Genomic DNA, 25,403 nt, shown 5'->3' with positions numbered 1-25,403 from the left:
TCCGGCGCCGCATCGATCTGGTCGTAGCGCTTGTACTCGCCAAAATACTTCGTGATCGCCGCCGTCAGCGACGTCTTGCCATGGTCAACGTGACCAATCGTGCCGATGTTCACATGAGGCTTAGTGCGCTCGAATTTACCTTTTGCCATGTGATGTCTCCATTTCCTGCTCGCCCATGCGGGCTTTGAATTGCGTTATCGCGACAGCTCTTTCGAGTTACGCGTACTTTTTCTGGACTTCCTGGGCGACCGCGGTCGGGACCGGCTCGTAGTGGTCGAACTGCATCGTGTAGGCCGCGCGGCCCTGGCTCATCGAACGCAGGTTGTCGACGTACTTGAACATGTTGGCGAGCGGCACCATCGCATTGATGACGACGGCCACGCCGCGTGCTTCCTGACCCTGGATCTGGCCGCGGCGGCCGTTCAGGTCGCCAATGACGCTGCCGACATAGTCTTCCGGCGTCACGACTTCGACCTTCATGATCGGCTCGAGCAGCTGCACGCCAAGCTTGGGTGCGGCTTCACGGAAGCAGGCGCGGGACGCGATTTCGAAGGCCAGGACCGAGGAGTCGACGTCGTGGTAGGCGCCGTCGATCAGCGTCGCCCGGACGCCGATCATCGGGAAGCCCGCGAACGGGCCAGCGCCCATGACGCTCTGGATGCCCTTTTCGACACCCGGGATGTATTCCTTCGGCACCGCGCCGCCGACGATCTTGGACTCGAAGACGAACTCTTCGCTCTCCGTGTTCGGCTCGAAGATAACTTTCACGCGGGCGAACTGGCCGGTACCGCCGGTCTGCTTCTTGTGCGTGTAGTCCTGCTCGTGCTTGCGGGTGATCGTCTCGCGATAGGCCACCTGCGGAGCGCCGACATTGGCTTCGACCTTGAACTCGCGGCGCATGCGGTCGACGATGATGTCGAGGTGCAGTTCGCCCATGCCGGAGATGATGGTCTGGCCGCTTTCCTCGTCGGTCTTGACGCGGAAGGACGGATCCTCGGCAGCCAGGCGGTGAAGGGCGAGGCCCATCTTTTCCTGGTCGTTCTTGGTCTTCGGCTCGATGGCGATCTGGATGACCGGATCAGGGAATTCCATGCGCTCGAGAATGACCGGGTGCAGCGGATCGCACAGCGTGTCGCCAGTGGTCGTGTCCTTGAGGCCAGCCAGGGCGACGATGTCGCCGGCGAAAGCTTCTTCGACGTCGGCGCGCGAATTCGCATGCATCTGCAGCATGCGGCCGATGCGCTCCTTCTTGCCCTTGACGGTGTTATCGACCGAGATGCCCTTGGTGAGCTTGCCCGAATAGATGCGGGCGAAGGTCAGCGAACCCACGAACGGGTCGTTCATGATCTTGAAGGCGAGCATCGACAGCGGCTCGTCGTCGACGGCATGACGCTCGATCTCGGCGTCGGTCTTGGCATCGACACCCTTGATGGCGGGAACGTCGGCCGGCGACGGCAGGTATTCGACGACGGCGTCGAGCAGCGGCTGCACGCCCTTGTTCTTGAAGGCCGAGCCGCAGAACATCGGGAAAAACTTGACCGCGATCGTACCCTTGCGGATCAGCGAACGAATCTCGTCATTCGACGGCATCTTGCCTTCGAGGTAGTTCTCAAGCGCCGTCTCGTCCATTTCGACGGCGGCTTCGATCATCTTCTCGCGGTATTCCTGGGCACGAGCCTGAAGGTCGGCCGGGATCTCGACGACGTCCCAGGCAGCGCCCAGCGTCTCGTCGCGCCAGACAAGCGCGTTCATCTCGACGAGGTCGACGACGCCCTTGAATTCGGTCTCGGCGCCAATCGGCAGCTGCATGACGACAGCCTGCGCACCAAGGCGCGAGCCGATCATCTCGACCGAGCGGTAGAAGTCGGCGCCGATCTTGTCCATCTTGTTGCAGAAGATCATGCGCGGCACGCGGTACTTGTCGGCCTGGCGCCAGACGGTTTCCGTCTGCGGCTCGACACCGGCGTTGGCGTCGAGCAGCGCAATGGCGCCGTCGAGCACGCGCAGCGAACGCTCGACTTCAATGGTGAAGTCGACGTGTCCGGGGGTGTCGATGATGTTGAAGCGGCGCATCTTGCCGTCACGGCCCTTCCAGAAGGTCGTGGTGGCGGCGGACGTGATGGTGATGCCGCGTTCCTGCTCCTGCTCCATCCAGTCCATGGTGGCAGCGCCGTCGTGCACTTCGCCGATCTTGTGCGACTTGCCCGTGTAGTAGAGGACGCGCTCGGTGGTCGTCGTCTTGCCGGCGTCAATATGCGCCATGATACCGAAATTGCGGTAGTCTTCGATTTTGTATTCGCGGGCCATCGTAGCTGCCTCTCAGTCCTGTTCGCGCTTTACCAGCGGTAGTGTGCGAAAGCGCGGTTGGCTTCAGCCATCTTGTGGGTGTCTTCACGCTTCTTGACGGCCGTGCCGCGGTTGTTGGCCGCGTCCATCAGCTCGCCCGAGAGGCGGTCGACCATGGTGGTCTCGTTGCGGTTGCGGGCAGCCGCGATCAGCCAACGGATGGCCAATGCCTGGCGGCGCTCGGGGCGCACGTCGACCGGAACCTGGTAGGTGGCGCCGCCGACGCGACGCGAACGCACTTCCACATGCGGCGCGACATTGTCGAGCGCCTGATGGAAGACGGTGACCGGCTCCTGCTTGGTCTTCGACTGGACCTGGTCCAGAGCGCCATAGACGATGGTCTCGGCGACCGACTTCTTGCCGTCATACATGACGGCGTTCATGAACTTGGTGACAATCAGATCGCCGAACTTCGGATCCGGGTTGATCTCACGCTTTTCTGCACTGTGACGACGCGACATGGCTTTTGTCTCTCAATCTCGTAGCCCGACGCGTTCAAGCAGCGCCAGGGCCGGAAAATCTTACTTCGGACGCTTGGCGCCGTACTTCGAACGGCGCTGCTTGCGGTTCTTCACGCCCTGCGTGTCGAGCACGCCGCGGATGATGTGGTAGCGAACGCCCGGAAGATCCTTGACGCGGCCGCCGCGGATCATGACCACGGAGTGTTCCTGAAGGTTGTGACCTTCGCCGGGGATGTAACCGATCACTTCAAAACCATTGGTCAGGCGGATCTTGGCCACCTTGCGCAGCGCCGAGTTCGGCTTCTTCGGCGTCGTCGTGTAGACGCGCGTGCAGACGCCCCGCTTCTGCGGGTTCTGCTGCATGGCCGGGACCTTGTTGCGCTTCACCGGCGCAATGCGCGGCTTGCGGATCAGCTGGTTGACGGTAGGCATTAAACCCTCTTGTCTCTCAATTCCGTGTCTCGCCCGGTCAGGGCCGCTCAAAGCGTCATTTCCATACGCAAATTCGGGCCACAAACCGCGCCTCGCGGTCTTGCCCGAACAAATGGCAGAGGAAGCGGAAGCCGCTTCGTGCACGCCGGAAATGTCTTTTCGCTCGTAAAACGAACCCTGTTTGAAGCAAACTCCAAAGCGTGTCGCTTCGGAAAGGAGAGCCTCACATCGGTTCTGACTGGCCGGCTTCTACTCGTAAGCCCGCGAACCGTCAACCCCGCAGTGCCAAATATTGCATTGAAGCCGGGGCTTGGCAGCCATGCGAAAACCGCAGGTAATTTTCTTTCGCCATTTTGCAAGGGCGGAGAAGAAAGTGCCAAGGCTTTGGCAAAGTGAATGGCTTTTGGCTGTCGCACGGCCCCGCTTCATGCGAAAAGGCCGGCAGAACAGTCAAAATCCCCTCGCCCGTCCTTTCCCAGAAGGAATCAGCCCGTGAACGACAATGAAGAACGCCCGGTCACCATCATCACCGGCCGGGTGTGGAAGCGCAAAGGCGGCAAGGTAGAAGGCGTGCATGTCATGCTGGTCGCTCCCGATGACGATTCGGCGGTGCGCCGTGCCCTCGAATCGCTCGCGGCGGAAGGTTATGCCGAGGCCGAACTCGATCAGATCGGCGATATGGACGGTGTGCCCGACGACGAGCCGCATCTGTCGGCCTATCAGGGCGCGCTCGAAGGCGAAGTGTCGATCGTCACCTTCGACGTACCGATCTGAGAATCAGGTCAGGACGCGGCCGACGCGGGCCGGACCGCCGCTCCATGACCACACCTTGCCCGGCTGCCTTTTCGCATCTAGGAAAACCTGTCCTTCCCATCCGGAGCCCTCATGTCCTCGAACAACAACCCCATCAAGATCGGCATCGTCGGCGTCGGCAAGATCGTCCGCGACCAGCACCTCCCGGCGCTGGCCAAGGACCAGAACTATCGACTCATCGCCGCCGCCAGCCGGCATGGCAAGGTCGACGGCATCCCGAACTTCCCCACTATCGAGGCGATGCTCGACGCGGTGCCGGAGCTTGAGGCTGTCTCGCTCTGCATGCCGCCGCAATTCCGCTACGATGCCGCGCGCACCGCGCTCGAGGCCAAGAAGCACGTCTTCCTGGAAAAGCCCCCGGGCGCCACGGTCAGCGAAGTCGAGGACCTGAAGGTGCTGGCCGCGAAGAACGGCGTCTGCCTGTTCGCCAGCTGGCACTCGCGCTATGCGCCGGCGGTGGAGGCTGCGCGCAGCTTTCTCGCATCGGCCCGCCTTCGCTCGGCGGCGATCATATGGAAGGAAGATGTGCGCCGCTGGCATCCGAACCAAGAGTGGATCTGGGCGCCGGGCGGCTTCGGCGTCTTCGATCCCGGCATCAACGCGCTGTCGATCGCAACCCACATCCTGCCGGCGATGTTCATCACCTCGGCCGCGCTCGACTTTCCCGAAAACCGCGCCGCCCCGGTCGCGGCGCAAGTCGCCTTCCGCACCTCGAACGGATTGCCGGTGACGATGGACCTCGACTGGCTGCAGACCGGCCCGCAAAGCTGGGACATCCTGGCCGACACGGATGCGGGCAAGATGGTGCTTTCCGGCGGCGGCTCGAAGCTCGCCATCGACGGCCGTGTCGTCCATGAGGAGCCGGAGGCGGAATACCCGATGCTCTACAGGCGTTTCGCCGAGATCGTGCGCGCCGGCACATCGGATGTCGATCTGGCGCCGCTGCAGCATGTCGCCGACGCCTTCATGCTCGGCAGGCGCAACGTGGTCGAAGCGTTTTTCGACTGAATTGTGCCCGCGACGGGATCGCGGATCTGGCTGGAGCGCACGCTCGTGCCAGGTCGCCCCCCACTCCCTCTCGGCTACGCCGAGCCACCTGCCGGGGCGAGCCACGGGTCTCGCCCGCCCTTCGGCCCCCCGGTCAACGGGGTAGAGGAAAGCGCCAAGCTTTCTGCCGTCAACGCTCCTCCAGAAACGCTCCTTCCTTTCCCTCCGGAGGGGGAAGGTGGCGCTGCGCAGCAGCGACGGATTGGGGCAAGCCGGCCGTCAAACGAACTGCCGATGACAAGTGAGCATGACCGAGTTGGTCCGACATCAGCGTCATTCAGGCAATCACCGTGTGATGCTCACTCGACGATCGCAATGGCAAAGCCGTCATAACCCTTGGCGCCGACGGTCTGGATAGCGGTGCCGTCCAGGCGCTTGTCGCCGCCGATGAACGAGAACGCCGCCCGGGCGCCGACAACATTGGCGTCATGGCCACCGCCGTCGATCACCGCGCCGTCGCGGATGACGTTGTCGCAGATGATCACTGTTCCCGGCCTTGAGAGCCGCATGGCCCATGACAGATAGTTCGGATTGTTCGGCTTGTCGGCGTCGATGAAGATGAGATCGAACGGCCCGGCATTCTCGGTGCCTAGCGCGGCAAGCGACTGTAGCGCCGGCCCGACCCGCAGTTCCACCCGTTCCGACACCCCTGCCTGTTCGAAATTCGACCGCGCGACGCTGGCATGATGCGGGTCGAGTTCAAGCGTCACGATCTTGCCGTCCGCAGGCAACGCTCGCGCCATCCAGATCGTCGAATAGCCGCCCAGCGTGCCGATTTCGAGAACCTTTTTCGCGCCTTTGATGCGCAGCAGAAGCGAAAGCAGCTTGCCCTGCGCCGGCGAGACGTCGATCGGTGGCAAGCCTTGGTCACGGTTGGCGGCCAGAACAGCGTCGAGGGCGGGATCTGCTTCGAACAGGGCCTCAACGATGTAGTCGTCGACAGCAGCCCAGGTTTTCTTGCTCATCGTTTTTTCCGATCCTTCGATCGCCAAATCACGCTACGGGGCCGCCTGAGGCTTGTCGTGAGGAAGCGCCTGATCTTGTCGGTCCGAAATCCGGGCTCCGAATGAGCCTATCAACCGTGACAGGTCGTCGTAAATGAAAAAGGCCGCCGGCTTGCGCCGACGGCTTCGAACCCGGTCAATGAAGCGCTGTCGACCGCAGTCCCGGTCCGGCTTGGATCAATCCTTTGCCTTGCAGCCGGCGCGTTTGACCATGTCGGCAACGATCAGTGGGGTTGCCGGCGTTTGCGGCCAGCTGTCCTGACGGGGTGCACCGGCTTCGAGGGCCGCGCGCACCGAGCCGGTATCCAGGCTGAACGACTTCCGGCAGGACATGGTGCGCGAGCCGTTGCCGATCGTATCGACAATTGCGCCGGCGGCTTCACCAACCCCGGCGACATAGGCGACAAGCGTCTGCCTGGCGATCGGGCTGGTATCGGCCTTTTCGATCATCTCCATCACCTGCCCCACCGATATCCGGCCTGTTGCCGTCGACGGCAGAGCGTGAGCTGAAAAAGGCGCCACGAGCGCCGTCATGAACCCGATGGCGGCAAGGGTGTTCTGGCGTTTGAAGGAAGGCATTGGTAGCTCCTGTCATGTTGGACGTTGACAACGCTTACCATTATGCATAAAACTATTATTGTAAAACAATAATTTTTTTTGCGAACCGAGACGATCATGATTGAACCCGCCATCACGGCTCCAACCCCCGACCCGGTTCGCCAGACAAGGCTGAGGCGCATCCGCCTGTTCAGCCTGGTGCTGGCACGATGCTTTGTCGTCCTGGCGATCCTGCTGACGCTCTGTCTGCTGTTCTACTGGCTCACCACCTCCGCCGGCTCGATCGCGGCGGATGCCAATATCCCGCAGGCATGGCTCAGCGAATTCGGCCTCGGCCGCAGGCTGGCCGCGTTCGCGATCTCGTTCGTGCCGCTTGCCTGTCTCGTTTTCGCGCTGATGGCGGCCCGGGGCGCCTTCCAGGCCTTTGCGACCGGAGACTTCTTCGGAGAGAACGCAATCAGGAATTTGCGGTCCTTTGGCCTTGGCCTGCTGGCCTCCGCCTTGCTGAAACCGGTTTCGGGAGCGGCGCTGTCCGTTCTCCTGAGCCTGGATGCACCTGCCGGCCAACACCGCCTGACACTTGGTCTCGACAGCGACACGCTGCTGGCCTTGCTGACGGCGGCCATCGTCGCGGTGATCACCTGGGTAATATCGGAAGCATCCGCGCTCGCCGACGAAAATGCGCAGTTCGTATGAGGAGGACCAGCTTATGCCCATAAGGGTCAGGCTCAACGTCGTCCTCGCCGAACGAAACGTGAAGTCGAAGGACCTCGCCGAATTTGTCGGCATCACCGAAGCCAACCTTTCCCTTCTCAAACAGGGAAAGGTCAAAGGCATCCGGTTCGACACGCTGGAACGCATCTGCGAATACCTCGACTGCGAGCCGGGCGACCTGCTTCGCTTCGAGAAACCATCTGAATAGAACAAACAAAAAGGCCGCCAGGTTGCCCCGACGGCCCAGTTGCCTGAGATTTTTGCTTTTTCTAGCGCAATTCCGGGCGGAAAACCGTTTACACTTTTCCTGGAATTGCTCCCGCCGCGCTTACTGCGCGGCGGTTGTCAGATCGGCCAGCATCGGCTCGGCGACTTCCACACCGGAGGCCTTGCGGCGCTCGTCGATGATCAGTTCGTCGCGCGAGGTGGCGATGCGCCGGATCTGGCTCATCGTGCCGCCCGTACCGGCCGGGATCAGCCGGCCGACGATGACGTTTTCCTTCAAGCCCTGCAGCATGTCGGTCTTGCCGGCAACCGCGGCTTCCGTCAGCACTCGGGTCGTCTCCTGGAAGGAGGCGGCCGAGATGAAGGACGGCGTCTGCAGCGAGGCCTTGGTGATGCCGAGCAGCACCGGCTGACCTTCGGCCGGCTTCTTGCCGTCCTCGATCAGGCGCTCATTGACCTCTTCCAGCTCGATCACGTCGACGTGGTCGCCTGGAATGTAGGTCGAGTCGCCCTGCGTGGTGATCTCGACCTTCTGCAGCATCTGGCGAACGATCACCTCGATGTGCTTGTCGTTGATCGACACGCCCTGTAGGCGGTAGACTTCCTGGATCTCGTTGACGAGGTAGGAAGCAAGTGCCTCCACGCCCTTGATCGCCAGGATGTCGTGCGGCGCCGGATTGCCGTCGAGGATGTAGTCGCCCTTCTCGATGACGTCGCCGTCCTGGAGATGGAACGGCTTGCCCTTCGGGATCAGGTATTCGACCGGCTCCAGCGTCGAGTCATGCGGCTCGATGATAATGCGGCGCTTGTTCTTGTAGTCGCGGCCGAAGCGGATCGTGCCATCGATCTCGGCGATGATGGCGTGATCCTTCGGACGACGTGCCTCGAACAGTTCGGCAACACGCGGCAGACCGCCGGTGATGTCCTTGGTCTTGGCGCTTTCCATTGGGATACGCGCCAGCACGTCGCCGGGACGAACCTGCGCACCCGGCTCGACCGAGAGAATGGCCTCGACCGAGAGCAGGAAGCGGGCATCGCCACCCTTCGACAGCTTGCCGACCTTGCCCTTGGCGTCCTGAACGACGATCGCCGGCTTCAGATCGTTGCCGCGCGGCGTCGAACGCCAGTCGATGACCTCACGCTTGGTGATGCCGGTCGACTCGTCGGCCGTTTCCTGAACGGAGATGCCGTCGACCAGATCCTCGAACGCCACCCTGCCCTCGATTTCGGTGAGGATCGGGCGGGTGTAGGGATCCCACTCGGCGATACGCTGGCCGCGCTTCACCTTGTCGCCATCGTCCACGAAGATACGCGAACCATAAGTGACACGGTGCGTGGCGCGCTCCTTGCCGGCTTCGTCGAGGATCAGCACCGCCATGTTGCGGCCCATGACCATCTGCTGGCCGTCGGAGTTGCGCACCACGTTGCGGTTGCGTATCTCGACCTTGCCCTCATAGGAGGCTTCAAGGAACGAACTATCCACCACCTGCGCGGTGCCGCCCATGTGGAAGGTACGCATGGTGAGCTGGGTGCCCGGCTCGCCGATCGACTGCGCAGCGATGACGCCGACCGCTTCACCCTGGTTGACGGGGGTGCCGCGCGCCAGATCGCGTCCGTAGCAGACCGCGCACACGCCGACCCTGACCTCGCAGGTCAGTGCCGAGCGAATGCGGACCGACTGGACGCCGGCCTTTTCGATCTGCTCCACGTCACGCTCGTCCATCAGCGTTCCGGCCTTGACCAGCAGGTCGCCGGTCACCGGATGGTTGATGTCGTCGAGCGCGGTGCGGCCCAGCACGCGCTGGCCGACCGAAGCGACGACCTGACCGGCATCGACGATCGGCTGCATGGTGAGGCCCTTGTCGGTGCCGCAATCCACGGAGTTGACGATGCAGTCCTGCGCCACGTCGACCAGACGGCGGGTGAGGTAACCCGAGTTCGCCGTCTTCAAGGCGGTGTCGGCCAGACCCTTGCGGGCGCCGTGAGTCGAGTTGAAGTACTCGAGCACGGTCAGGCCTTCCTTGAAGTTCGAGATGATCGGCGTCTCGATGATTTCACCCGAGGGCTTCGCCATCAGGCCGCGCATGCCGGCGAGCTGGCGCATCTGGGTGGGCGAGCCACGCGCACCGGAGTGCGACATCATGTAGATCGAGTTCATCGGCTTCTGACGGCCATTGTCCTCGAACTCGACCGCCTTGATGCGGGCCATCATTTCGTCGGCGACCTTTTCCGAGCACTTGGCCCAGGCGTCGACGACCTTGTTGTACTTCTCGCCCTGCGTGATCAGGCCGTCATTGTACTGCTGCTCGTATTCCTTGGCCAAAGCCTCGGTGTCGGAGACCAGCTTGATCTTGCTGTCCGGGATCAGCATGTCGTCCTTGCCGAACGAAATGCCGGCACGGCAGGCATGAGCGAAGCCGAGCGCCATGATGCGGTCGCAGAAAATGACCGTCTCCTTCTGACCGCAGTGGCGGTAGACGGTGTCGATCATCTTGGAGATGTTCTTCTTGGTCATCTCCTGGTTGGCGGTCTCGTAAGGCACGTTGACGTTCTTCGGCAGAAGCTCGCCGATGATCATGCGGCCAGGCGTGGTGTCGTGGATCTTCGACACGACCTTGCCTTCGGCGTCGACCGTGCGGAAGCGGCCCTTGATCTTGGCGTGCAGGGTCACCGCCTTGGTCTCGAGCGCGTGCTGGAGTTCGCCCATGTCGGCAAACACCATGCCCTCGCCCGGCTCGTTCTGGTTGACGATCGAGAGATAGTAGAGACCCAGAACCATGTCCTGCGACGGCACGATGATCGGCGCGCCGGAAGCCGGGTGCAGGATGTTGTTGGTCGACATCATCAGCACGCGGGCTTCAAGCTGCGCTTCCAGCGACAGCGGCACGTGGACCGCCATCTGGTCACCGTCGAAGTCGGCGTTGAAGGCCGTGCAGACCAGCGGATGCAGCTGGATCGCCTTGCCTTCGATCAGGATCGGCTCGAACGCCTGGATGCCGAGGCGGTGCAGCGTCGGCGCGCGGTTCAGGAGAACCGGGTGCTCGCGGATGACCTCGTCGAGAATATCCCAGACTTCCGGACGCTCCTTCTCGACCAGCTTCTTGGCCTGCTTGACGGTCGAGGAGTAACCCTTGGCGTCGAGACGGGCGTAGATGAAGGGCTTGAACAGCTCGAGCGCCATCTTCTTCGGCAGGCCACACTGGTGCAGCTTGAGCTCCGGACCGGTCACGATGACCGAACGGCCGGAATAGTCGACGCGCTTGCCGAGCAGGTTCTGGCGGAACCGGCCCTGCTTGCCCTTCAGCATGTCGGACAGCGACTTCAGCGGACGCTTGTTGGCGCCGGTGATGACGCGGCCGCGGCGGCCGTTGTCGAACAATGCGTCGACGGCTTCCTGCAGCATGCGCTTTTCATTGCGCACGATGATGCCGGGAGCGCGCAGTTCGATCAGCCGCTTCAGACGGTTGTTGCGGTTGATGACGCGGCGATAGAGATCGTTCAGGTCGGACGTCGCGAAACGTCCACCATCCAGGGGAACCAGCGGGCGCAGGTCCGGCGGAATGACCGGGACCACCTTCATGATCATCCATTCCGGACGGTTGCCGGATTCCATGAAGTTCTCGACGACCTTGAGCCGCTTCAGATACTTCTTCTGCTTCAGCTCGGACGTGGTCGAAGCCAGTTCCGAACGCAGGTCGCCGGCGATCTTCTCCAGGTCCATGCCGGCCAGAAGGTCATGAATGGCCTCGGCGCCGATCATGGCGGTGAAGGAATCCTCGCCATACTCGTCGACGGCGATCATGTACTCTTCCTCGCTGAGCAGCTGGTGCTCCTTCAGCGCGGTGAGGCCAGGCTCGGTGACGATGTAGTTCTCGAAGTAGAGGACGCGCTCGATGTCCTTCAGGGTCATGTCGAGCAGCGTGCCGATGCGCGAGGGCAGCGACTTCAGGAACCAGATGTGGGCGACGGGAGCGGCGAGCTCGATATGGCCCATGCGCTCGCGGCGGACGCGCGACAGCGTGACTTCGACGCCGCACTTCTCGCAGATGACGCCCTTGTACTTCATGCGCTTGTACTTGCCGCACAGGCACTCATAGTCCTTGATCGGGCCAAAAATGCGCGCGCAGAACAGACCGTCACGCTCCGGCTTGAAGGTGCGGTAGTTGATGGTCTCCGGCTTCTTGATCTCGCCGAACGACCAGGACAGAATCTTCTCAGGGCTGGCCAGTGAGATCCGGATGGAATCGAACACCTGCGCAGGCGCCTGCGGATTGAAGAGATTCATGACCTCTTGGTTCATGCCGTTCTCCTTTTCGGGGTCCTCGAAAACCCCTTGCATCTAACGCGGACCAAACGCCCGCCGTCTTTGTCGGCCATTGGCCGTCGAATTCGTCTGGCGCGCCGCAACGTCGTGCGGCGCGCCGTAACCTTTACTCGGCCGCGTCGGGCAGCCGGACAGGGTTGTCGTCGAGCTTGGTGTTCTCCAGCTCGACATTGAGGCCGAGAGACCGCATTTCCTTGACGAGCACGTTGAAGCTCTCCGGGATGCCGGCCTCGAACGTGTCGTCGCCACGCACGATCGCCTCGTAGACCTTGGTGCGGCCGGCGACGTCGTCCGACTTCACCGTCAGCATTTCCTGCAGCGTGTAGGCGGCGCCATAGGCTTCCAGAGCCCAGACCTCCATTTCGCCGAAGCGCTGGCCGCCGAACTGCGCCTTGCCGCCCAGCGGCTGCTGGGTGACGAGCGAGTACGGACCGATCGAACGCGCGTGGATCTTGTCGTCCACCAGGTGGTGAAGCTTGAGCATGTAGATATAGCCCATCGTCACCTTGCGATCGAACGGCTCGCCCGTGCGTCCGTCATAGAGCTGCGACTGACCGCTGGTGTGCAGGCCCGCCTGCTCCAGCATGATGTTGATGTCAGCCTCGTGCGCACCGTCGAACACCGGGGTCGCGATCGAGACGCCGCGGCGCATCTGCTCGCTGAGGCGAACAATGCTCTCGTCGTCATACTCGCGGATCGGCTCGTTGCGGTCATTGGCCGGCATGAAGCTTTCCAGCGTCTTGCGCAGCGGCTTGATGTCGCCGGCCGCCTTGTACGTGTCGATCAGTTCGCCGATCTTCTTGCCCATGCCCGCGCATGCCCAGCCCAGATGCGTTTCCAGGATCTGGCCGACATTCATGCGGCTCGGCACACCCAGCGGGTTGAGCACGATATCGGCATGCGTGCCGTCCTCGAGGAAAGGCATGTCCTCGACCGGAACGATGCGCGACACGACACCCTTGTTGCCGTGACGGCCGGCCATCTTGTCGCCCGGCTGCATCTTGCGCTTCACCGCCACGAAGACCTTGACCATCTTCATGACGCCCGGAGGCATTTCGTCGCCGCGCTGCACCTTCTCGACCTTGTCCATGAAGCGCTGTTCGAGCGCCTTCTTGGAGTCGTCGTACTGGCCACGCAGGGCTTCCAGTTCGCTCTGGAGCTTTTCGTTCTCCACGGCGAACTGCCACCACTGCGAACGCGGATACTCGTCGAGCGTGTCCTTGGACAGCGTCGAGCCCTTCTTGAAGCCCTTCGGTCCAGCGATCGCTTCCTTGCCGACGAGCACGTCGGAAAGACGCGCGTAGACGTTGCGGTCCAGAATGGCCTGCTCGTCGTCGCGGTCCTTGGCGAGGCGTTCGATCTCCTCGCGCTCGATCGCCATGGCGCGCTCGTCCTTCTCCACACCGTGGCGATTGAACACGCGCACCTCGACGACGGTGCCGAAAGTGCCCGGAGGCATGCGCATCGAAGTGTCGCGCACGTCGGAAGCCTTTTCGCCGAAGATGGCGCGCAGAAGCTTCTCTTCCGGCGTCATCGGGCTTTCGCCCTTCGGCGTGATCTTGCCGACCAGGATGTCGCCCGGCTGCACTTCCGCACCGATATAGACGATGCCGGCTTCGTCGAGGTTCTTCAGCGCTTCTTCCGAAACGTTCGGAATGTCGCGCGTGATTTCCTCCGGACCGAGTTTGGTATCGCGCGCCATGACCTCGAACTCCTCGATGTGGATCGAGGTGAAGACGTCGTCGGCGACGATGCGCTCGGACAAGAGGATCGAGTCCTCGTAGTTGTAGCCGTTCCACGGCATGAACGCGACCAGCACGTTGCGGCCAAGCGCCAGATCACCGAGCTCGGTCGACGGACCGTCGGCGATGATGTCGCCCTTGTTGACCCGGTCACCCATGCGCACCAGCGGACGCTGGTTGATGCAGGTGTTCTGGTTCGAACGCTGGAACTTCATCAGCCGGTAGATGTCGACGCCGGACTTGCCCGGATCGAGATCTTCCGTCGCACGGATAACGATACGCGTCGCGTCCACCTGGTCGACAATGCCGCCGCGGCGGGCGCCGATGGCGGCGCCCGAGTCACGAGCGACGATCGGCTCCATGCCGGTGCCGACAAACGGCGCCTCGGCGCGCACCAGCGGCACGGCCTGACGCTGCATGTTCGAGCCCATCAGAGCGCGGTTGGCGTCGTCGTTTTCCAGGAACGGGATCAGGGCCGCGGCCACCGACACCATCTGCTTGGGCGACACGTCCATCAGGTCGACGTTTTCGCGCGGCGCCATCATCACTTCGCCGGCACTGCGGCAAATGACGAACTCGTCGACGAAGCCGCCATTCTTGTCGAGCTCGGCGTTGGCCTGCGCGACATGGTGCTTGGCTTCTTCCATCGCCGAGAGATAGACGACGTCATTGGTCAGCTTGCCGTCGACGATCTTGCGGTACGGGCTCTCGATGAAGCCGTACTTGTTGACGCGCGCGAAGGTGGCCAGCGAGTTGATCAGACCGATATTCGGGCCTTCCGGCGTCTCGATCGGGCAGATACGGCCGTAGTGCGTCGGGTGCACGTCGCGCACTTCGAAGCCGGCGCGCTCGCGGGTCAGACCGCCCGGTCCAAGCGCCGAAAGACGACGCTTGTGGGTGATCTCCGACAGCGGGTTGGTCTGGTCCATGAACTGCGACAGCTGCGAGGAACCGAAGAACTCTCGCACGGCGGCGGCCGCCGGCTTGGCGTTGATCAGGTCCTGCGGCATGACCGTGTCGATCTCGATCGAGGACATACGCTCCTTGATCGCGCGCTCCATGCGCAGCAGGCCGACGCGGTACTGGTTCTCCATCAGCTCGCCGACGGAGCGCACGCGGCGGTTGCCGAGATTGTCGATGTCGTCGATCTCGCCCTTGCCGTCGCGCAGTTCGACCAGCGTCTTGACCACGGCCAGGATGTCTTCCTTGCGCAGCACGCGCACGGTGTCCTCGGCCTTGAGCTCAAGGCGCATGTTCATCTTGACGCGGCCGACAGCCGACAGATCGTAGCGCTCGCTGTCGAAGAACAGCGAGTTGAACATGGCTTCGGCGGTCTCGAGCGTCGGCGGCTCGCCGGGGCGCATGACACGATAGATGTCGAACAGCGCGTCCTGGCGGCTCTCGTTCTTGTCGACGTTGAGCGTGTTGCGGATATAGGCGCCGACATTGACGTGGTCGATGTCGAGAACCTTGATCTCCTGCTCGCCGGTGCCAAGCAGCACCTTGAGCGTCTTTTCATCGATCTCGTCGCCGGCTTCGAGGAAGATCTCGCCGGTGGCGTAGTTGACGATGTCCTCGGCCAGGTAGTTGCCGAGCAGATCCTCGTCGGTCGCCTTGATCGCCTTCAGGCCCTTTTCACCGAGCTGGCGCGCCTGGCGGGCAGTGATCTTCTTGCCGGCTTCGACAACGATCTCGCCCGTATCGGCGTCGACCAGGTCGCCGACGGCCTTGAGGCCGCGGAAACGCTCGACGTTGAACGGAATGCGCCAGTGGTCGCCGGCGCGCACATAGGTGATCTTGTTGTAGAAGGTCGACAGGATCTCCTCGCCATCCATGCCGAGCGCCATCAACAGCGACGTCACCGGAATCTTGCGGCGGCGGTCGATGCGGGCGTGCACGACGTCCTTGGAATCGAACTCGATGTCGAGCCACGAGCCGCGATAGGGGATGACGCGCGCGGCAAACAGAAGCTTGCCCGACGAGTGCGACTTGCCCTTGTCGTGATCGAAGAAGACGCCCGGCGAACGGTGCATCTGCGAGACGATGACGCGCTCGGTGCCGTTGACGATGAAGGTGCCGTTCAAGGTCATGAGCGGCATGTCGCCCATGTAGACGTCCTGCTCCTTGATGTCCTTGATCGACTTGGCGCCGGTATCCTCGTCGATATCGAACACGATGAGGCGCAGCGTCACCTTCAGCGGCGCGGCATAAGTCAGGTCGCGCTGACGGCATTCGTCAACGTCGAATTTCGGTCCTTCGAACTCGTACTTCACGAACTCCAGCATCGAGGAGCCGGAAAAATCGGAGATCGGGAAGACCGACTTGAAAACAGCCTGCAGTCCCTCGTCCGGACGGCCGCCCTTGGGCTCGTCCACCATCAGGAACTGGTCATAGGATGCCTTCTGAACCTCGATCAGGTTCGGCATCTCCGCAACTTCCGGAATCTTTCCGAAGAACTTGCGTACGCGTCTGCGGCCATTGAAAGTCTGGGTCTGGGCCATCGTCGCTCCTTAGCTCTAAACTCGGGACGGACCTCGCCGCGGTCCGCCTTGCATACCGAGCCGCCTGGGCGGCGGCTCTCTGTCTGTTCTCCGTCCGCCTTTCGGCGGCCGGCTAAAACGGGAGAAAACCCGTTTCCTGAAGGCCGGTTGCGGCCCTCAGGAAAGAGGTTCTCGTACATCTCGCGCTACGCGTCCTCCCTTCGAGCCGAAGGGAGTGGCGGACGGCGCGAGGCCGCCCGCCGCTTTTACGCTTACTTCAGGTCGACCTTGGCGCCGGCTGCTTCCAGCTGGGCCTTGAACTTGTCGGCGTCGGCCTTGGAAACGCCTTCCTTGACCGGCTTCGGAGCCGCTTCGACCAGGTCCTTGGCTTCCTTGAGGCCAAGACCGGTGATGGCGCGGACTTCCTTGATGACGTTGATCTTCTGAGCGCCAGCGTCGGTGAGGACGACGTCGAATTCCGTCTTTTCCTCGGCCGGAGCAGCAGCAGCGGCAGCACCGCCAGCAGCGGCAACCGCCACCGGAGCAGCAGCCGAAACGCCCCACTTTTCTTCCAGAAGCTTCGACAGCTCGGCCGCCTCGAGGACGGTCAGCTTCGAAAGGTCGTCTACGATCTTTGCGAGATCAGCCATTGTTGTATTCCTTCGTTAGGTTCGAACGTGTGTTTTTGATAGCGAGGAACGGCCTCATGCCGCCTCGTCCTTCCGGGCGTAAGCGCCGATGACGCGCGCGACCGAGGCCGCTGGCGCATTGACGATCTGGGCGATCCGGGTTGCCGGCGTGGCGATCATGCCAACCAGCCTGGCGCGCAGCTCATCGAGCGACGGAAGTGTGGCGAGTGCCTTCACACCGTCGGCATTGAGCGAGGTGGTGCCCATTGCGCCGCCGAGAATGACGAGCTTGTCATTTCCCTTGGCGAAATCGGACGCGACCTTCGGCGCCGCAATCGGATCCTCCGAATAAGCAATCAGCGTCTGTCCCTTGAACAGGTCGATGATCGATGCGGAGTCCGTGCCCTGAAGAGCGATTTTGGCGAGACGGTTCTTCGCGACTTTAACGGTGCCACCGGCGGCGCGCATTTTCGACCGAAGGTCGTTCATTTGCGCGACGGTGATTCCGGCATAGTGGGCCACGACCACTGAACCTGCGTTTCCGAACGCTTCGTTCAGGCCCGTGACGAGTTCGCGTTTTTCCGCTCTGTCCACTGCCTATCTCCAGTTGACCCCTGCCCCACTAGTAGGACAGGCGTCGGGTTGCCTTTTGCCGGCCGGGCCATCCAGTAACGGATCTCCCGAACGACGCTCGAGGATCCTGCCCCCTTTCGCCACACCGCCAGCAAGCCAACGATGCGCAGACAAAAGGCAAACACGGTTCGAACCTTTCATTGGAGCATTCGCTCCGTTGTCAGGTCTTCACCCGTCTCATGCAGGCCCACATGAATTAAGGCTTTGGGGCCGCCTGCAATCTCGGACAGGATGTCCGGAAGCCTTTCGACTTCCGGCACCGGGCCCAGGATAAATCCGAGGCCCGGAATTCAGTCACGGGTCGGCCATTCAGCGGCCGACCCAAATGGTCTTAATCAGGACGCCGCGAGCGTCGAGACGTCGAGCTTGAGGCCCGGGCCCATCGTCGAGGTGACCGACACCTTCTTGACGTAGTTGCCCTTGGCGCCAGCCGGCTTTGCCTTGGTCACCGCATCGGCGAAGGCGCGGATGTTCTCTTCCAGCGCCTTGACGTCGAACGAAACCTTGCCGACGCCGGCGTGAACGATGCCGGCCTTCTCGACGCGGAACTCGACCGCGCCGCCCTTGGATGCCTTGACGGCGGCGGCAACGTCGGTGGTGACGGTGCCGACCTTCGGGTTCGGCATCATGCCGCGCGGGCCGAGCACCTTACCGAGACGACCGACCAGCGGCATCATGTCCGGCGTGGCGATGCAGCGATCGAAATCGATCGTGCCCTTCTGGACGATGTCGACCAGGTCCTCAGCACCGACGATGTCGGCGCCGGCGGCCTTGGCTTCCTCGGCCTTGTCGCCACGGGCGAACACGGCGACGCGAACCGAGCGGCCGGTGCCGTTCGGCAGGTTGACCACGCCGCGGACCATCTGGTCGGCATGGCGCGGGTCGACGCCGAGGTTCATGGCGACTTCGACGGTCTCGTCGAACTTGACCGAGGAACGGTCCTTGAGCAGCTTCAGCGCTTCACCCAGGGCATAAGCCTTGTTGGGATCGATGCCTTCGCGGGTCTTCGATACACGCTTTGCAATCTTTGCCATGATCTCAGCCCACCACTTCCAGACCCATCGAGCGGGCGGAGCCCTCGACCATGCGCATGGCCGCCTCGACGTCGTTTGCGTTCAGATCCTTCATCTTGGCGGTCGCGATTTCACGCACCTTGTCGCGCGAAACGGTGCCAGCCTTCACCTTGCCCGGCTCCTTCGAGCCCGACTTCAGGTTCGCGGCCTTCTTCAGGAAATAGCTCACCGGCGGCGTCTTCATGACGAAGGTGAACGACTTGTCCTGATAGTAGGTGATGACGACCGGAACCGGCGATCCCTTTTCCATTTCCTGGGTCTGCGCGTTGAACGCCTTGCAGAACTCCATGATGTTGATGCCACGCTGACCAAGCGCCGGGCCGATCGGGGGCGACGGCGTAGCCGAACCCGCGGAGACCTGAAGCTTGAGCTGGCCTGCAATTTTCTTAGCCATCTCTTTTCCTGCCTTTGTCTATGCCGGCCCCATCTTGGGAAACACCGGCGGTTGCAGTCTGGTGGTGCGGTTCGCGCGGCCGGCTAAAGCCACATTCGCCTCCCACCGTTCTCAGGCCATGCGTTTCCGCACCGCCTCCCCTGATCGCCAACCGGGATCAGGGATTTCGGATCAGCCTTTTTCGACCTGTCCGAATTCCAGATCGACAGGCACGGCGCGCCCGAAGATCGAAACTTCCACCTTGAGCCGCGCCCGCTCCTCGTCCACTTCCTGGACGAAACCGTTGAACGACGCGAAAGGACCATCCGAGACGCGGATCGCCTCGCCGATCTCGAAAGTGACCGAGGGCTTCGGGCGCTCGACGCCTTCCTGCACCTGGTTCAGGATGCGCTGCGCCTCCGCCTCGGTGATCGGCACCGGCTTGGAGTCGCCGAGAAAACCGGTAACCTTCGGCGTGTTCTTCACCAGCGAGAACACGGCATCGGTCAAATTGGCCTTCAGGAGCACGTAGCCCGGGAAGAACTTGCGCTCGGCGTCGACCTTGCGGCCACGACGAACCTCGACGACCTTCTCGGTCGGCACCACGATCTGCTCGATATCAGCGGACAGGCCCTTCTGCTTGGCCTTGTTCTCGATGTCCTCGGCGACCTTCTTTTCAAAGTTCGAATAAGCGTGGACGATGTACCAGCGCGCAGCCATTTTTTTAGACTTCTCCGTAGTCGCCGGACTTAGCGTCCAATGCCCAGAATCTGTTCGATCGCGAGGCCCATCAACTGATCGGCGCTAAAGAAAAAGATCATCGCAATCACAGCGAAGGCCAGAACCATCACCGTCGAGATCATCGTTTCGCGCCGCGACGGCCAAGTCACCTTGGCGGTCTCCGAGCGAACCTGCTGGAGAAAGACGAAAGGATTTGTGGTTTTCGAAGCCATATGCCGCTCTGTCTTCAAGACCCGTTGGCCGGGTCCCCTGGATGATCCCGCTGGCCGGGACGTGCCGCCTGAGCCCAGTCTCGCGCCGAATCAGCGCAATCATTTCGCCCATGCAAATCAGACGCGTAAAGCCGGCTTCCCAGCTCCACGCGTCGCGTGTCTGTTCTGTCTACATAAAACCGATTCTTGATCCACGCAAGTGGCAAGTGTCCGCTTTATGACCAAACGCCGCCTCGGAACCATCCAGTCGTTCCGTCCCGGCTATGGCGCCCTTATGCCCCAATCGGCCTAATATGGCAAGCGTGTCGCCGATTTTCAAAGGGCGGTCCGCGGAAACATCGTTTCTGATGGCCATTTTGGAAATGGCACGGGCAGCAGGGCTCGAACCTACGACCTGCGGTTTTGGAGACCGCCGCTCTACCAACTGAGCTATGCCCGTATCGTGCGCGCCACGGCGCAGCAGGGGCTTCCTAAAAGCTTCCGCGCCCGCTGTAAAGAGTGGTTTGCACGCAAACACGCCTTCATCCCCTTTGCCAGAAATCGGGATAGGTGACGACCAGCCCATCGCGGTCGATCTCGACTTCGCGCCTGAAGTCGCCGGCGCGCGATTCATAGAGATATCGCCTGCCCTCCACGAGGCATGTGTAGCGCTGCGGGTTGCTGACGACCGTCAGGGCCGGGAATTCGATGAAGGCGGTGGTGATCTCAGCACTCTGCCCGGCGGAAAGCCGCAAACGCCGGATCGGCAACGTGTTGGTGAACGGCGTGACGGTGAGGTCCGGATCGATCGCGCCCTCCAGTTCAGGCATCGGCACTCCGTCCCGGGTCCAGTTGCCATCGCCGTCGGCGGCAAGAATCAGCGTCCGGCCAGAGCCGACAATGTGGACCGTGACACGCCTGGCGCGCCAGTGCGCGTCGCATTCTATGCGGTAGCGGACGGCAAAAGGGCTTTGACCGGAGCAGACGACGACGGAGTCGGCCAGGACCTCGCCCGCGCGCTCGCGCAGTTCAAGATGCTCGATACCGGGGCCGTCCCACTCGCGCCAGCGCACGATCTTGAAATCATCCGACATCCGTACCGCACTCCGAGGTAGCTGGAAGCTACTTTGTTTCCGGCGGCGTGTACGGCCCGCCGGGCACGCCCCAGCCCCAGGCCGGCATCGGCTCGGTTTCGGGATCGCAGGTCTCGCCGAGATTGGAGTTCATCTTGGCCAATCGCGATCCCCATTCGACATAGCCCATGAAAGCCGAACGGAATTCGGGATCGTCCGGCAAGCCGACCTCATCAGCCGCGTCGGCAAGAAGGTTGATCCAGCGGCGGCGCTGCTCTTCCGTCAAATGCTTGCCCAGATGATGCATCACCATCTCGCGGTGGCCGCCGAATTTCTCGCTGTAGGTCTTCGGTCCGCCAAAGACCTCGCCGATGAAGGCCGCGACATGAGCGGGATGATCCGGCGACATCGCCTTGAACACCGGCCCGACGACTTGGTCCTTCGCCACCTTGTCATAAAAGGCTTGCGTCAGCCGGTTCAGGGCATCGCTGCCGCCGGCCCATTCGTAGAGTGTCGGAACATCCCGGCTCATTGTCGATCCTCCGCCAGCCCCTGCACCACCGGCGCGACGATAGCGGAAAGATCGAAGGCAGCTCAACCTGCCTCGATGGCCAGCTTCCGAAGCCGCGCACTACAGCCTTGCGGGCGCGTCGGCCGCCGCATTGGCGGGCGGCAGGCCGCGGCAATTGTCGGGCCTGGGAACCGCCTTGCAAATAGTAGCGCCGGTCAGTGCGTCGACCGATTGCGGTCCCGTCGTCAGTCCTGCCTTCAGCATGGTGTCCGGTTCGAGCTGGCGCTCGGCCGAGCGCCCCGCGATCGCCTCGAACAGAGCGGGACCAATCGCCATCTCCTCGAGATACGCCTTGACCACCTGCTTCTGTCCCATCGGATACAGGCTGAGCCGCGCCTGCGGACCGACAAGCCTTCTTACGCCGCCGGCGAGCATCAGCGCGCAGGCCGAATCGCACTCCACGCCCGCATCGATGCTCAATCCGGCATAGGCGCCTTCCTTGGCCAGGCAATTCCAGGCTCCCGGATCGCAATCGACGAAATCGGTCCGGCCCACGGCGACGTCGAGCTTCCTTTCGCGGATGAGCCGACCCGCCGCCAGGGCGCCGGACAGCTCCCCTCCCCGTGAGCTGATCACGACAGGCAGGCGCCGGTTGCCAAGGGTGGCGAGCAATTGGCGCAACTTCTGCGGCGTCTGGGTCGAAATCACGCCTTCCGCCGATATCCATTCCGGACAGTCGGGATTGCACAGCGGATTGCTGCCGCGCACCACGACAAAGCGCATCTCCGCACCGGCCTTGGCGGTTTCCGGTCCAACCGGTGCGACGTCCCTGGACTTGCCGGTCGCGGCGGCCGATGGCGTCGCATCGTTGGCAGGAATCTCCCGGCAATTCGCGGCCGGCTGTTGCGGTGCGCACAGGCTCACGGAGGTCAACAGATCGACCGCGTCGCGGCTGGTCACCAACTTCATCGTCAGCATATCGTCGAGCGCGATCTGGCGGATGTCGCTGGCCGGCGTGGCCTTCATCATGTCCAGCACGCCGTCGCCTATCCCCATTTCCCTGAGATAGGCCGATAGCGTCTTCTCGACCGCCTTGCTCATCTCGTAGGTCTTGTAGCTGCCCGCGTTCTTGCGGCTGACGACCTTGGTGCTGATGACCTTCTTCTTGCCGTTCACGATCCGATATGTGGTCCGGTAGAGCAGTTTCTCGCGCTTGTAGGTCGTGGTGATCTGGTGGACGCCGAGATAGGCGAAATCTCCGACCACGCGGCGGACACCGCCGGAGAACATCAGCGGACAGGCGGAATTGCACATGGCCCCGTCGTCAAAAGCCATGCCGAGATAGTCGGCACCCTTGCCCTTGTTGTCGCTGCAATTCTTCGCCTCCGGCTGGCAGCCGGAAAAAACCGTCACGCCGACGGCGATATCGAGCTTGTTCTTGCGGATCATCCTGCCAAGTGCGAGTGCGGCATCGACATTGCCGCCGGGCGAGTTGACGACGACGGGTAGTTGCCGCCTCCCGAGCGTTTTGAGCGTGCGTTTGAAAAGCAACGGCGTGCCTGCCGCGATCGTGCCCTCAGCCGATATCCATTCCGGACAATCGGGTTCGCATCCCGGTGCATTGCTGCGAACCACTACGAAGCGCATCGGCGGGATGTCCAGCGACTGCTCCTGCGCCCGCACCGCCGCGACAGGCAGGACCAAGGCGACCAACAGCGTGAGACGGGCCAGTGCCCGCAACCACCATGCCTCGAACCAGCGCCCTGGAACCACTCTTTCGCCAAGCTCCCTCAGTACAACCTATACTAGTTGGCACGATGGCGCTTGCAACAGCTTTGAGCAGGCGCAGATCCCGAGTCACGCAAGACCGGAAACGGTGCGCTAAAGTTTCGGCGGCGTCTTTGCCTCGGCATCCGCCGACGACAAAGCCAGGCAATTGTCCGGTTTTGGCGCCGATTTGCAAATGGTGGGGCCTGTCAGCACGTCTACTGACTGCGGACCAGAGGTCAATCCGACCCCCAGCATCAGTTCGGGTTCGAGCTGGCGCTCGACCGAGCGCTGTTCGAGCGCCGCGAACAGTGTGGGAGCGATCGCCATCTCCTCCAGGTAGGCTTTGACGATCCGCTTCTGTCCCATTGCGTACATGCTGAGCCGCGCCTTGGGATCGACCAGCCGCGTGACGCCGCCGGCAAGCATGAGCGCGCAGGCTGAATCGCACTCCACGCCAACATCGCTGACCAGCCCGACATAGGTGCCGTTGTCGTCCGAGCAACCCGCGCCGGCCGGGCTGCAGCCTGTGATATTGGTACGGGCGACCACGACGTCGAGCTTCCGCTCATGGATAAGCCGCCCCGCCGCCAAGGCGCCAAACAGATCGCCGCCTCGTGAACTGATCACAATGGGAAGGCGCGGATTGCCAAGCGCGGCGAGCAAATGGCGAAGCCTGTCCGTGGTCCGAGGCGTGATCGCGCCTTCCGCCGAGATCCATTCCGGGCAGTCCGGATCGCAGAGCGGATCGCTGCCACGAACGACCACGAAGCGCATCTCCAGCGCTGCGTTTCCTGGCGCTGCCCAGAACGGCTTGGCGGGAGGAGCCTTGGCAGGCTGGGTTGATGCTGCGTTGGCAGGCTGAGTGGTTGCTGCCTTGACAGGCTGGGTTGGCGCTGCCTTGGCAGGCTGCGAGAGTGAGACTTGAGCCGGTTGGGAGGGTGCGGGCTTGGCCTCAATCGAGGCCACGTTGGCCGGCTTGGCGTTCGCAGGGATTTCCCTGCAGTTCGCCGGCCCGGGATTTCGCCGGCATATGCCCGCCGATATAAGCAGGTCGACAGTGCCCTTGCCGGTGACCAACTTCATCGTCGTCATGTCGTCGAGGGCGATCTGGCGGATATCACCCGCGGCTGTGGCTTTCATGACCTCGAGAACACCTTGCCCCACTCCCATTTCCCTGAGATAGGCCGACAGCTTCCTCTCAACCGCCTTGCTCATCTCGTAGGTCTTGTAGGTGCCGGCGTTCGTACGGCTGACGATCTTGCTGCTGATGATCTTCTTCCTGCCGCGCACAATTCTGTACGTGGTGCGATAATAGACCTGCTGGCGTTGGAATGTCGTGGTGATCTGGTGGACGCCCAGATAGGCCCATCGCCCGACCAGGCGCTGGACGCCTCCGGCAAACATCAGCGGACAGGCGGAATTACAGATGGCGCCGCCGTCGGACGCGATGCCGACGTAGGTGGCGCCATTGCCATCGTTGGCCCGACAATCGCCCGTTCCCGGCTGACAGCCGGAGAATTTGGTGGCTCCGACGGCTACATCGAGTTTGTTCTTGCGGATTATGCGGCCGAGCTGGAGCGCGGCGTCGACATTGCCGCCGGGGGAGTTGACGATAATCGGCAGTTGGCGACCGCCTAGCGTCTTCAATACACGCTTGAGCTTGGCCGGCGTAGCGGCTTCGATGGCGCCTTCAGCCGAAATCCATTCCGGACAGTTGGGCTCACAGCCAGCCGCGTTGCTGCGGACGACGGCAAATTGCATCTCCGAAAGTCCGTCGGACAGAAGGTGCTGAAGGTACCAGGTATCGGGATTCCATGTTTTCGGGTCGGAGGTGTTATCGGCCTTCGCGGCGAAGGCAACCATCACCATCACAAGCACCGGCACCAGGCGAACCAGCGCACGCCACCAACTTGCGATGTTGTTTGAACGACGCCCCAAAACCACTCTTGGCAAAAGCCCCCTCGACGCAACCTATAATAGTTGCGGCAACGGTGCTTGCAATAGCTTCGAAACAACCGCGCAAGACTTGTTCTGCACGGCAAGTAAACGAAAAAGGGCGGCCCGAAGACCGCCCTTTTCTTGTCGATCCGGCTGATGCCGGAGTCGATTATTCCTTGATGGTGACGACGATGCCGGCACCGACGGTGCGGCCGCCTTCACGGATGGCGAAGCGCAGCTTCTCTTCCATGGCGATCGGCACGATCAGCTCGACATCGACCGTGATGTTGTCGCCAGGCATCACCATCTCGGTGCCAGCCGGCAG

The 25,403-nt window shown here is 62.3% G+C and carries 23 protein-coding genes and 1 tRNA gene; 4 read left to right on the top strand and 20 right to left on the bottom strand.

The genetic code is table 11. The annotated features are described in order from the left end of the window. The 4 genes from AC1DPX_RS34860 to rpsL all read right to left on the bottom strand — a co-directional run. A partial coding sequence (locus AC1DPX_RS34860; RefSeq protein WP_232375805.1) for a GTP-binding protein occupies positions 1–149 on the bottom strand: 149 nt, incomplete at its 3' end. Between the two features lie 67 nt (positions 150–216). Next, positions 217–2,307, bottom strand: coding sequence for an elongation factor G (fusA, locus tag AC1DPX_RS34855; RefSeq protein ID WP_202354518.1), 2,091 nt, complete (start codon positions 2,305–2,307; stop codon positions 217–219). 29 nt (positions 2,308–2,336) lie between these two features. Continuing rightward, complete coding sequence (rpsG, locus tag AC1DPX_RS34850) at positions 2,337–2,807, bottom strand: 30S ribosomal protein S7 (protein WP_008875664.1); 471 nt, start codon at positions 2,805–2,807, stop codon at positions 2,337–2,339. 60 nt (positions 2,808–2,867) lie between these two features. Next, positions 2,868–3,239, bottom strand: a complete 372-nt coding sequence (gene rpsL, locus AC1DPX_RS34845) for a 30S ribosomal protein S12 (RefSeq protein ID WP_006333356.1) — start codon at positions 3,237–3,239, stop codon at positions 2,868–2,870. Positions 3,240–3,731: 492 nt separating this feature from the next. On the opposite strand from rpsL, the gene AC1DPX_RS34840 reads away from it, so the two are divergent. Further along, entirely contained in the window at positions 3,732–4,013 is a 282-nt protein-coding gene (locus tag AC1DPX_RS34840) for a transcriptional regulator (RefSeq protein WP_096445651.1), read from the top strand. A gap of 111 nt (positions 4,014–4,124) precedes the next feature. Next, a complete protein-coding gene (locus AC1DPX_RS34835) occupies positions 4,125–5,060 on the top strand; it encodes a Gfo/Idh/MocA family protein (RefSeq protein ID WP_477242526.1) in 936 nt (311 codons plus the stop codon). Positions 5,061–5,398: 338 nt separating this feature from the next. On the opposite strand, the gene AC1DPX_RS34830 is transcribed toward AC1DPX_RS34835, so the two are convergent. Further along, positions 5,399–6,064 carry an O-methyltransferase gene (locus AC1DPX_RS34830; protein WP_202354520.1) on the bottom strand — a complete coding sequence of 222 codons (666 nt, stop codon included), beginning with the start codon at positions 6,062–6,064 and terminating at the stop codon, positions 5,399–5,401. 216 nt (positions 6,065–6,280) lie between these two features. Beyond that, the gene (locus AC1DPX_RS34825) at positions 6,281–6,682 is read right to left on the bottom strand and encodes a chlorophyllide reductase (RefSeq protein ID WP_202354521.1); all 402 of its coding nucleotides are present in this window, start codon (positions 6,680–6,682) and stop codon (positions 6,281–6,283) included. A 96-nt stretch (positions 6,683–6,778) separates the two neighbouring features. Between AC1DPX_RS34825 and AC1DPX_RS34820 the strand changes: the two genes are divergently transcribed. Together AC1DPX_RS34820 and AC1DPX_RS34815 are read left to right on the top strand one after the other, a co-directional pair. Beyond that, a complete protein-coding gene (locus tag AC1DPX_RS34820) occupies positions 6,779–7,357 on the top strand; it encodes a DUF2975 domain-containing protein (RefSeq protein WP_202354522.1) in 579 nt (192 codons plus the stop codon). A 13-nt stretch (positions 7,358–7,370) separates the two neighbouring features. Further along, positions 7,371–7,583, top strand: a complete 213-nt coding sequence (locus AC1DPX_RS34815) for a helix-turn-helix domain-containing protein (protein ID WP_202354523.1) — start codon at positions 7,371–7,373, stop codon at positions 7,581–7,583. A gap of 120 nt (positions 7,584–7,703) precedes the next feature. Here the strand turns inward: AC1DPX_RS34815 and rpoC are convergent, their stop codons facing one another. From rpoC to AC1DPX_RS34745, 14 genes are all read right to left on the bottom strand, one after another. Then, positions 7,704–11,900, bottom strand: coding sequence for a DNA-directed RNA polymerase subunit beta' (gene rpoC / locus AC1DPX_RS34810; RefSeq protein ID WP_202354524.1), 4,197 nt, complete (start codon positions 11,898–11,900; stop codon positions 7,704–7,706). A gap of 130 nt (positions 11,901–12,030) precedes the next feature. After that, on the bottom strand, positions 12,031–16,167 hold the full coding sequence (rpoB, locus tag AC1DPX_RS34805) for a DNA-directed RNA polymerase subunit beta (RefSeq protein WP_202354525.1): 4,137 nt from the start codon (positions 16,165–16,167) through the stop codon (positions 12,031–12,033). 251 nt (positions 16,168–16,418) lie between these two features. Continuing rightward, complete coding sequence (gene rplL / locus AC1DPX_RS34800) at positions 16,419–16,796, bottom strand: 50S ribosomal protein L7/L12 (protein ID WP_010909265.1); 378 nt, start codon at positions 16,794–16,796, stop codon at positions 16,419–16,421. A 54-nt stretch (positions 16,797–16,850) separates the two neighbouring features. Further along, the gene (rplJ, locus tag AC1DPX_RS34795) at positions 16,851–17,369 is read right to left on the bottom strand and encodes a 50S ribosomal protein L10 (RefSeq protein ID WP_019857958.1); all 519 of its coding nucleotides are present in this window, start codon (positions 17,367–17,369) and stop codon (positions 16,851–16,853) included. 374 nt (positions 17,370–17,743) lie between these two features. Beyond that, entirely contained in the window at positions 17,744–18,442 is a 699-nt protein-coding gene (gene rplA, locus AC1DPX_RS34790; RefSeq protein WP_010909263.1) for a 50S ribosomal protein L1, read from the bottom strand. Positions 18,443–18,446: 4 nt separating this feature from the next. Next, positions 18,447–18,875, bottom strand: a complete 429-nt coding sequence (gene rplK / locus AC1DPX_RS34785; RefSeq protein WP_010909262.1) for a 50S ribosomal protein L11 — start codon at positions 18,873–18,875, stop codon at positions 18,447–18,449. A 171-nt stretch (positions 18,876–19,046) separates the two neighbouring features. Then, positions 19,047–19,574 carry a transcription termination/antitermination protein NusG gene (gene nusG, locus AC1DPX_RS34780; RefSeq protein WP_010909261.1) on the bottom strand — a complete coding sequence of 176 codons (528 nt, stop codon included), beginning with the start codon at positions 19,572–19,574 and terminating at the stop codon, positions 19,047–19,049. Between the two features lie 29 nt (positions 19,575–19,603). Beyond that, positions 19,604–19,807, bottom strand: coding sequence for a preprotein translocase subunit SecE (gene secE / locus AC1DPX_RS34775; RefSeq protein WP_010909260.1), 204 nt, complete (start codon positions 19,805–19,807; stop codon positions 19,604–19,606). Between the two features lie 363 nt (positions 19,808–20,170). Further along, positions 20,171–20,246 (bottom strand) — tRNA-Trp (locus tag AC1DPX_RS34770). An 82-nt stretch (positions 20,247–20,328) separates the two neighbouring features. Continuing rightward, complete coding sequence (locus tag AC1DPX_RS34765) at positions 20,329–20,880, bottom strand: putative glycolipid-binding domain-containing protein (protein ID WP_477242524.1); 552 nt, start codon at positions 20,878–20,880, stop codon at positions 20,329–20,331. 28 nt (positions 20,881–20,908) lie between these two features. Next, a complete protein-coding gene (locus AC1DPX_RS34760) occupies positions 20,909–21,391 on the bottom strand; it encodes a group II truncated hemoglobin (RefSeq protein WP_477242522.1) in 483 nt (160 codons plus the stop codon). A 99-nt stretch (positions 21,392–21,490) separates the two neighbouring features. Next, on the bottom strand, positions 21,491–23,143 hold the full coding sequence (locus AC1DPX_RS34755; protein WP_477242520.1) for a COG3904 family protein: 1,653 nt from the start codon (positions 23,141–23,143) through the stop codon (positions 21,491–21,493). A gap of 108 nt (positions 23,144–23,251) precedes the next feature. Next, entirely contained in the window at positions 23,252–25,009 is a 1,758-nt protein-coding gene (locus AC1DPX_RS34750) for a COG3904 family protein (RefSeq protein WP_477242518.1), read from the bottom strand. 238 nt (positions 25,010–25,247) lie between these two features. After that, on the bottom strand, positions 25,248–25,403 hold a 156-nt coding region (locus AC1DPX_RS34745), incomplete at its 5' end, for an EF-Tu C-terminal domain-related protein (protein ID WP_477242398.1).

This window comes from Mesorhizobium sp. 01N446 (genome assembly GCF_056399285.1).
This window is presented reverse-complemented; position numbering and strand designations above follow the sequence as displayed.

Bases quoted from the DNA above. Each gene is read 5' to 3' on its own strand.
- fusA (WP_202354518.1), bottom strand. From the start codon at position 2,307: ATGGCCCGCGAATACAAAATCGAAGACTACCGCAATTTCGGTATCATG.
- AC1DPX_RS34765 (WP_477242524.1), bottom strand. From the start codon at position 20,880: ATGTCGGATGATTTCAAGATCGTGCGCTGGCGCGAGTGGGACGGCCCC.
- AC1DPX_RS34825 (WP_202354521.1), bottom strand. From the start codon at position 6,682: ATGCCTTCCTTCAAACGCCAGAACACCCTTGCCGCCATCGGGTTCATG.
- secE (WP_010909260.1), bottom strand. From the start codon at position 19,807: ATGGCTTCGAAAACCACAAATCCTTTCGTCTTTCTCCAGCAGGTTCGC.
- rplL (WP_010909265.1), bottom strand. From the start codon at position 16,796: ATGGCTGATCTCGCAAAGATCGTAGACGACCTTTCGAAGCTGACCGTC.
- rpoB (WP_202354525.1), bottom strand. From the start codon at position 16,167: ATGGCCCAGACCCAGACTTTCAATGGCCGCAGACGCGTACGCAAGTTC.
- AC1DPX_RS34835 (WP_477242526.1), top strand. From the start codon at position 4,125: ATGTCCTCGAACAACAACCCCATCAAGATCGGCATCGTCGGCGTCGGC.
- rpsG (WP_008875664.1), bottom strand. From the start codon at position 2,807: ATGTCGCGTCGTCACAGTGCAGAAAAGCGTGAGATCAACCCGGATCCG.
- rplK (WP_010909262.1), bottom strand. From the start codon at position 18,875: ATGGCTAAGAAAATTGCAGGCCAGCTCAAGCTTCAGGTCTCCGCGGGT.
- rplA (WP_010909263.1), bottom strand. From the start codon at position 18,442: ATGGCAAAGATTGCAAAGCGTGTATCGAAGACCCGCGAAGGCATCGAT.
- AC1DPX_RS34830 (WP_202354520.1), bottom strand. From the start codon at position 6,064: ATGAGCAAGAAAACCTGGGCTGCTGTCGACGACTACATCGTTGAGGCC.
- rpoC (WP_202354524.1), bottom strand. From the start codon at position 11,900: ATGAACCAAGAGGTCATGAATCTCTTCAATCCGCAGGCGCCTGCGCAG.
- AC1DPX_RS34815 (WP_202354523.1), top strand. From the start codon at position 7,371: ATGCCCATAAGGGTCAGGCTCAACGTCGTCCTCGCCGAACGAAACGTG.
- nusG (WP_010909261.1), bottom strand. From the start codon at position 19,574: ATGGCTGCGCGCTGGTACATCGTCCACGCTTATTCGAACTTTGAAAAG.
- AC1DPX_RS34750 (WP_477242518.1), bottom strand. From the start codon at position 25,009: ATGGTGATGGTTGCCTTCGCCGCGAAGGCCGATAACACCTCCGACCCG.
- rpsL (WP_006333356.1), bottom strand. From the start codon at position 3,239: ATGCCTACCGTCAACCAGCTGATCCGCAAGCCGCGCATTGCGCCGGTG.
- AC1DPX_RS34760 (WP_477242522.1), bottom strand. From the start codon at position 21,391: ATGAGCCGGGATGTTCCGACACTCTACGAATGGGCCGGCGGCAGCGAT.
- AC1DPX_RS34820 (WP_202354522.1), top strand. From the start codon at position 6,779: ATGATTGAACCCGCCATCACGGCTCCAACCCCCGACCCGGTTCGCCAG.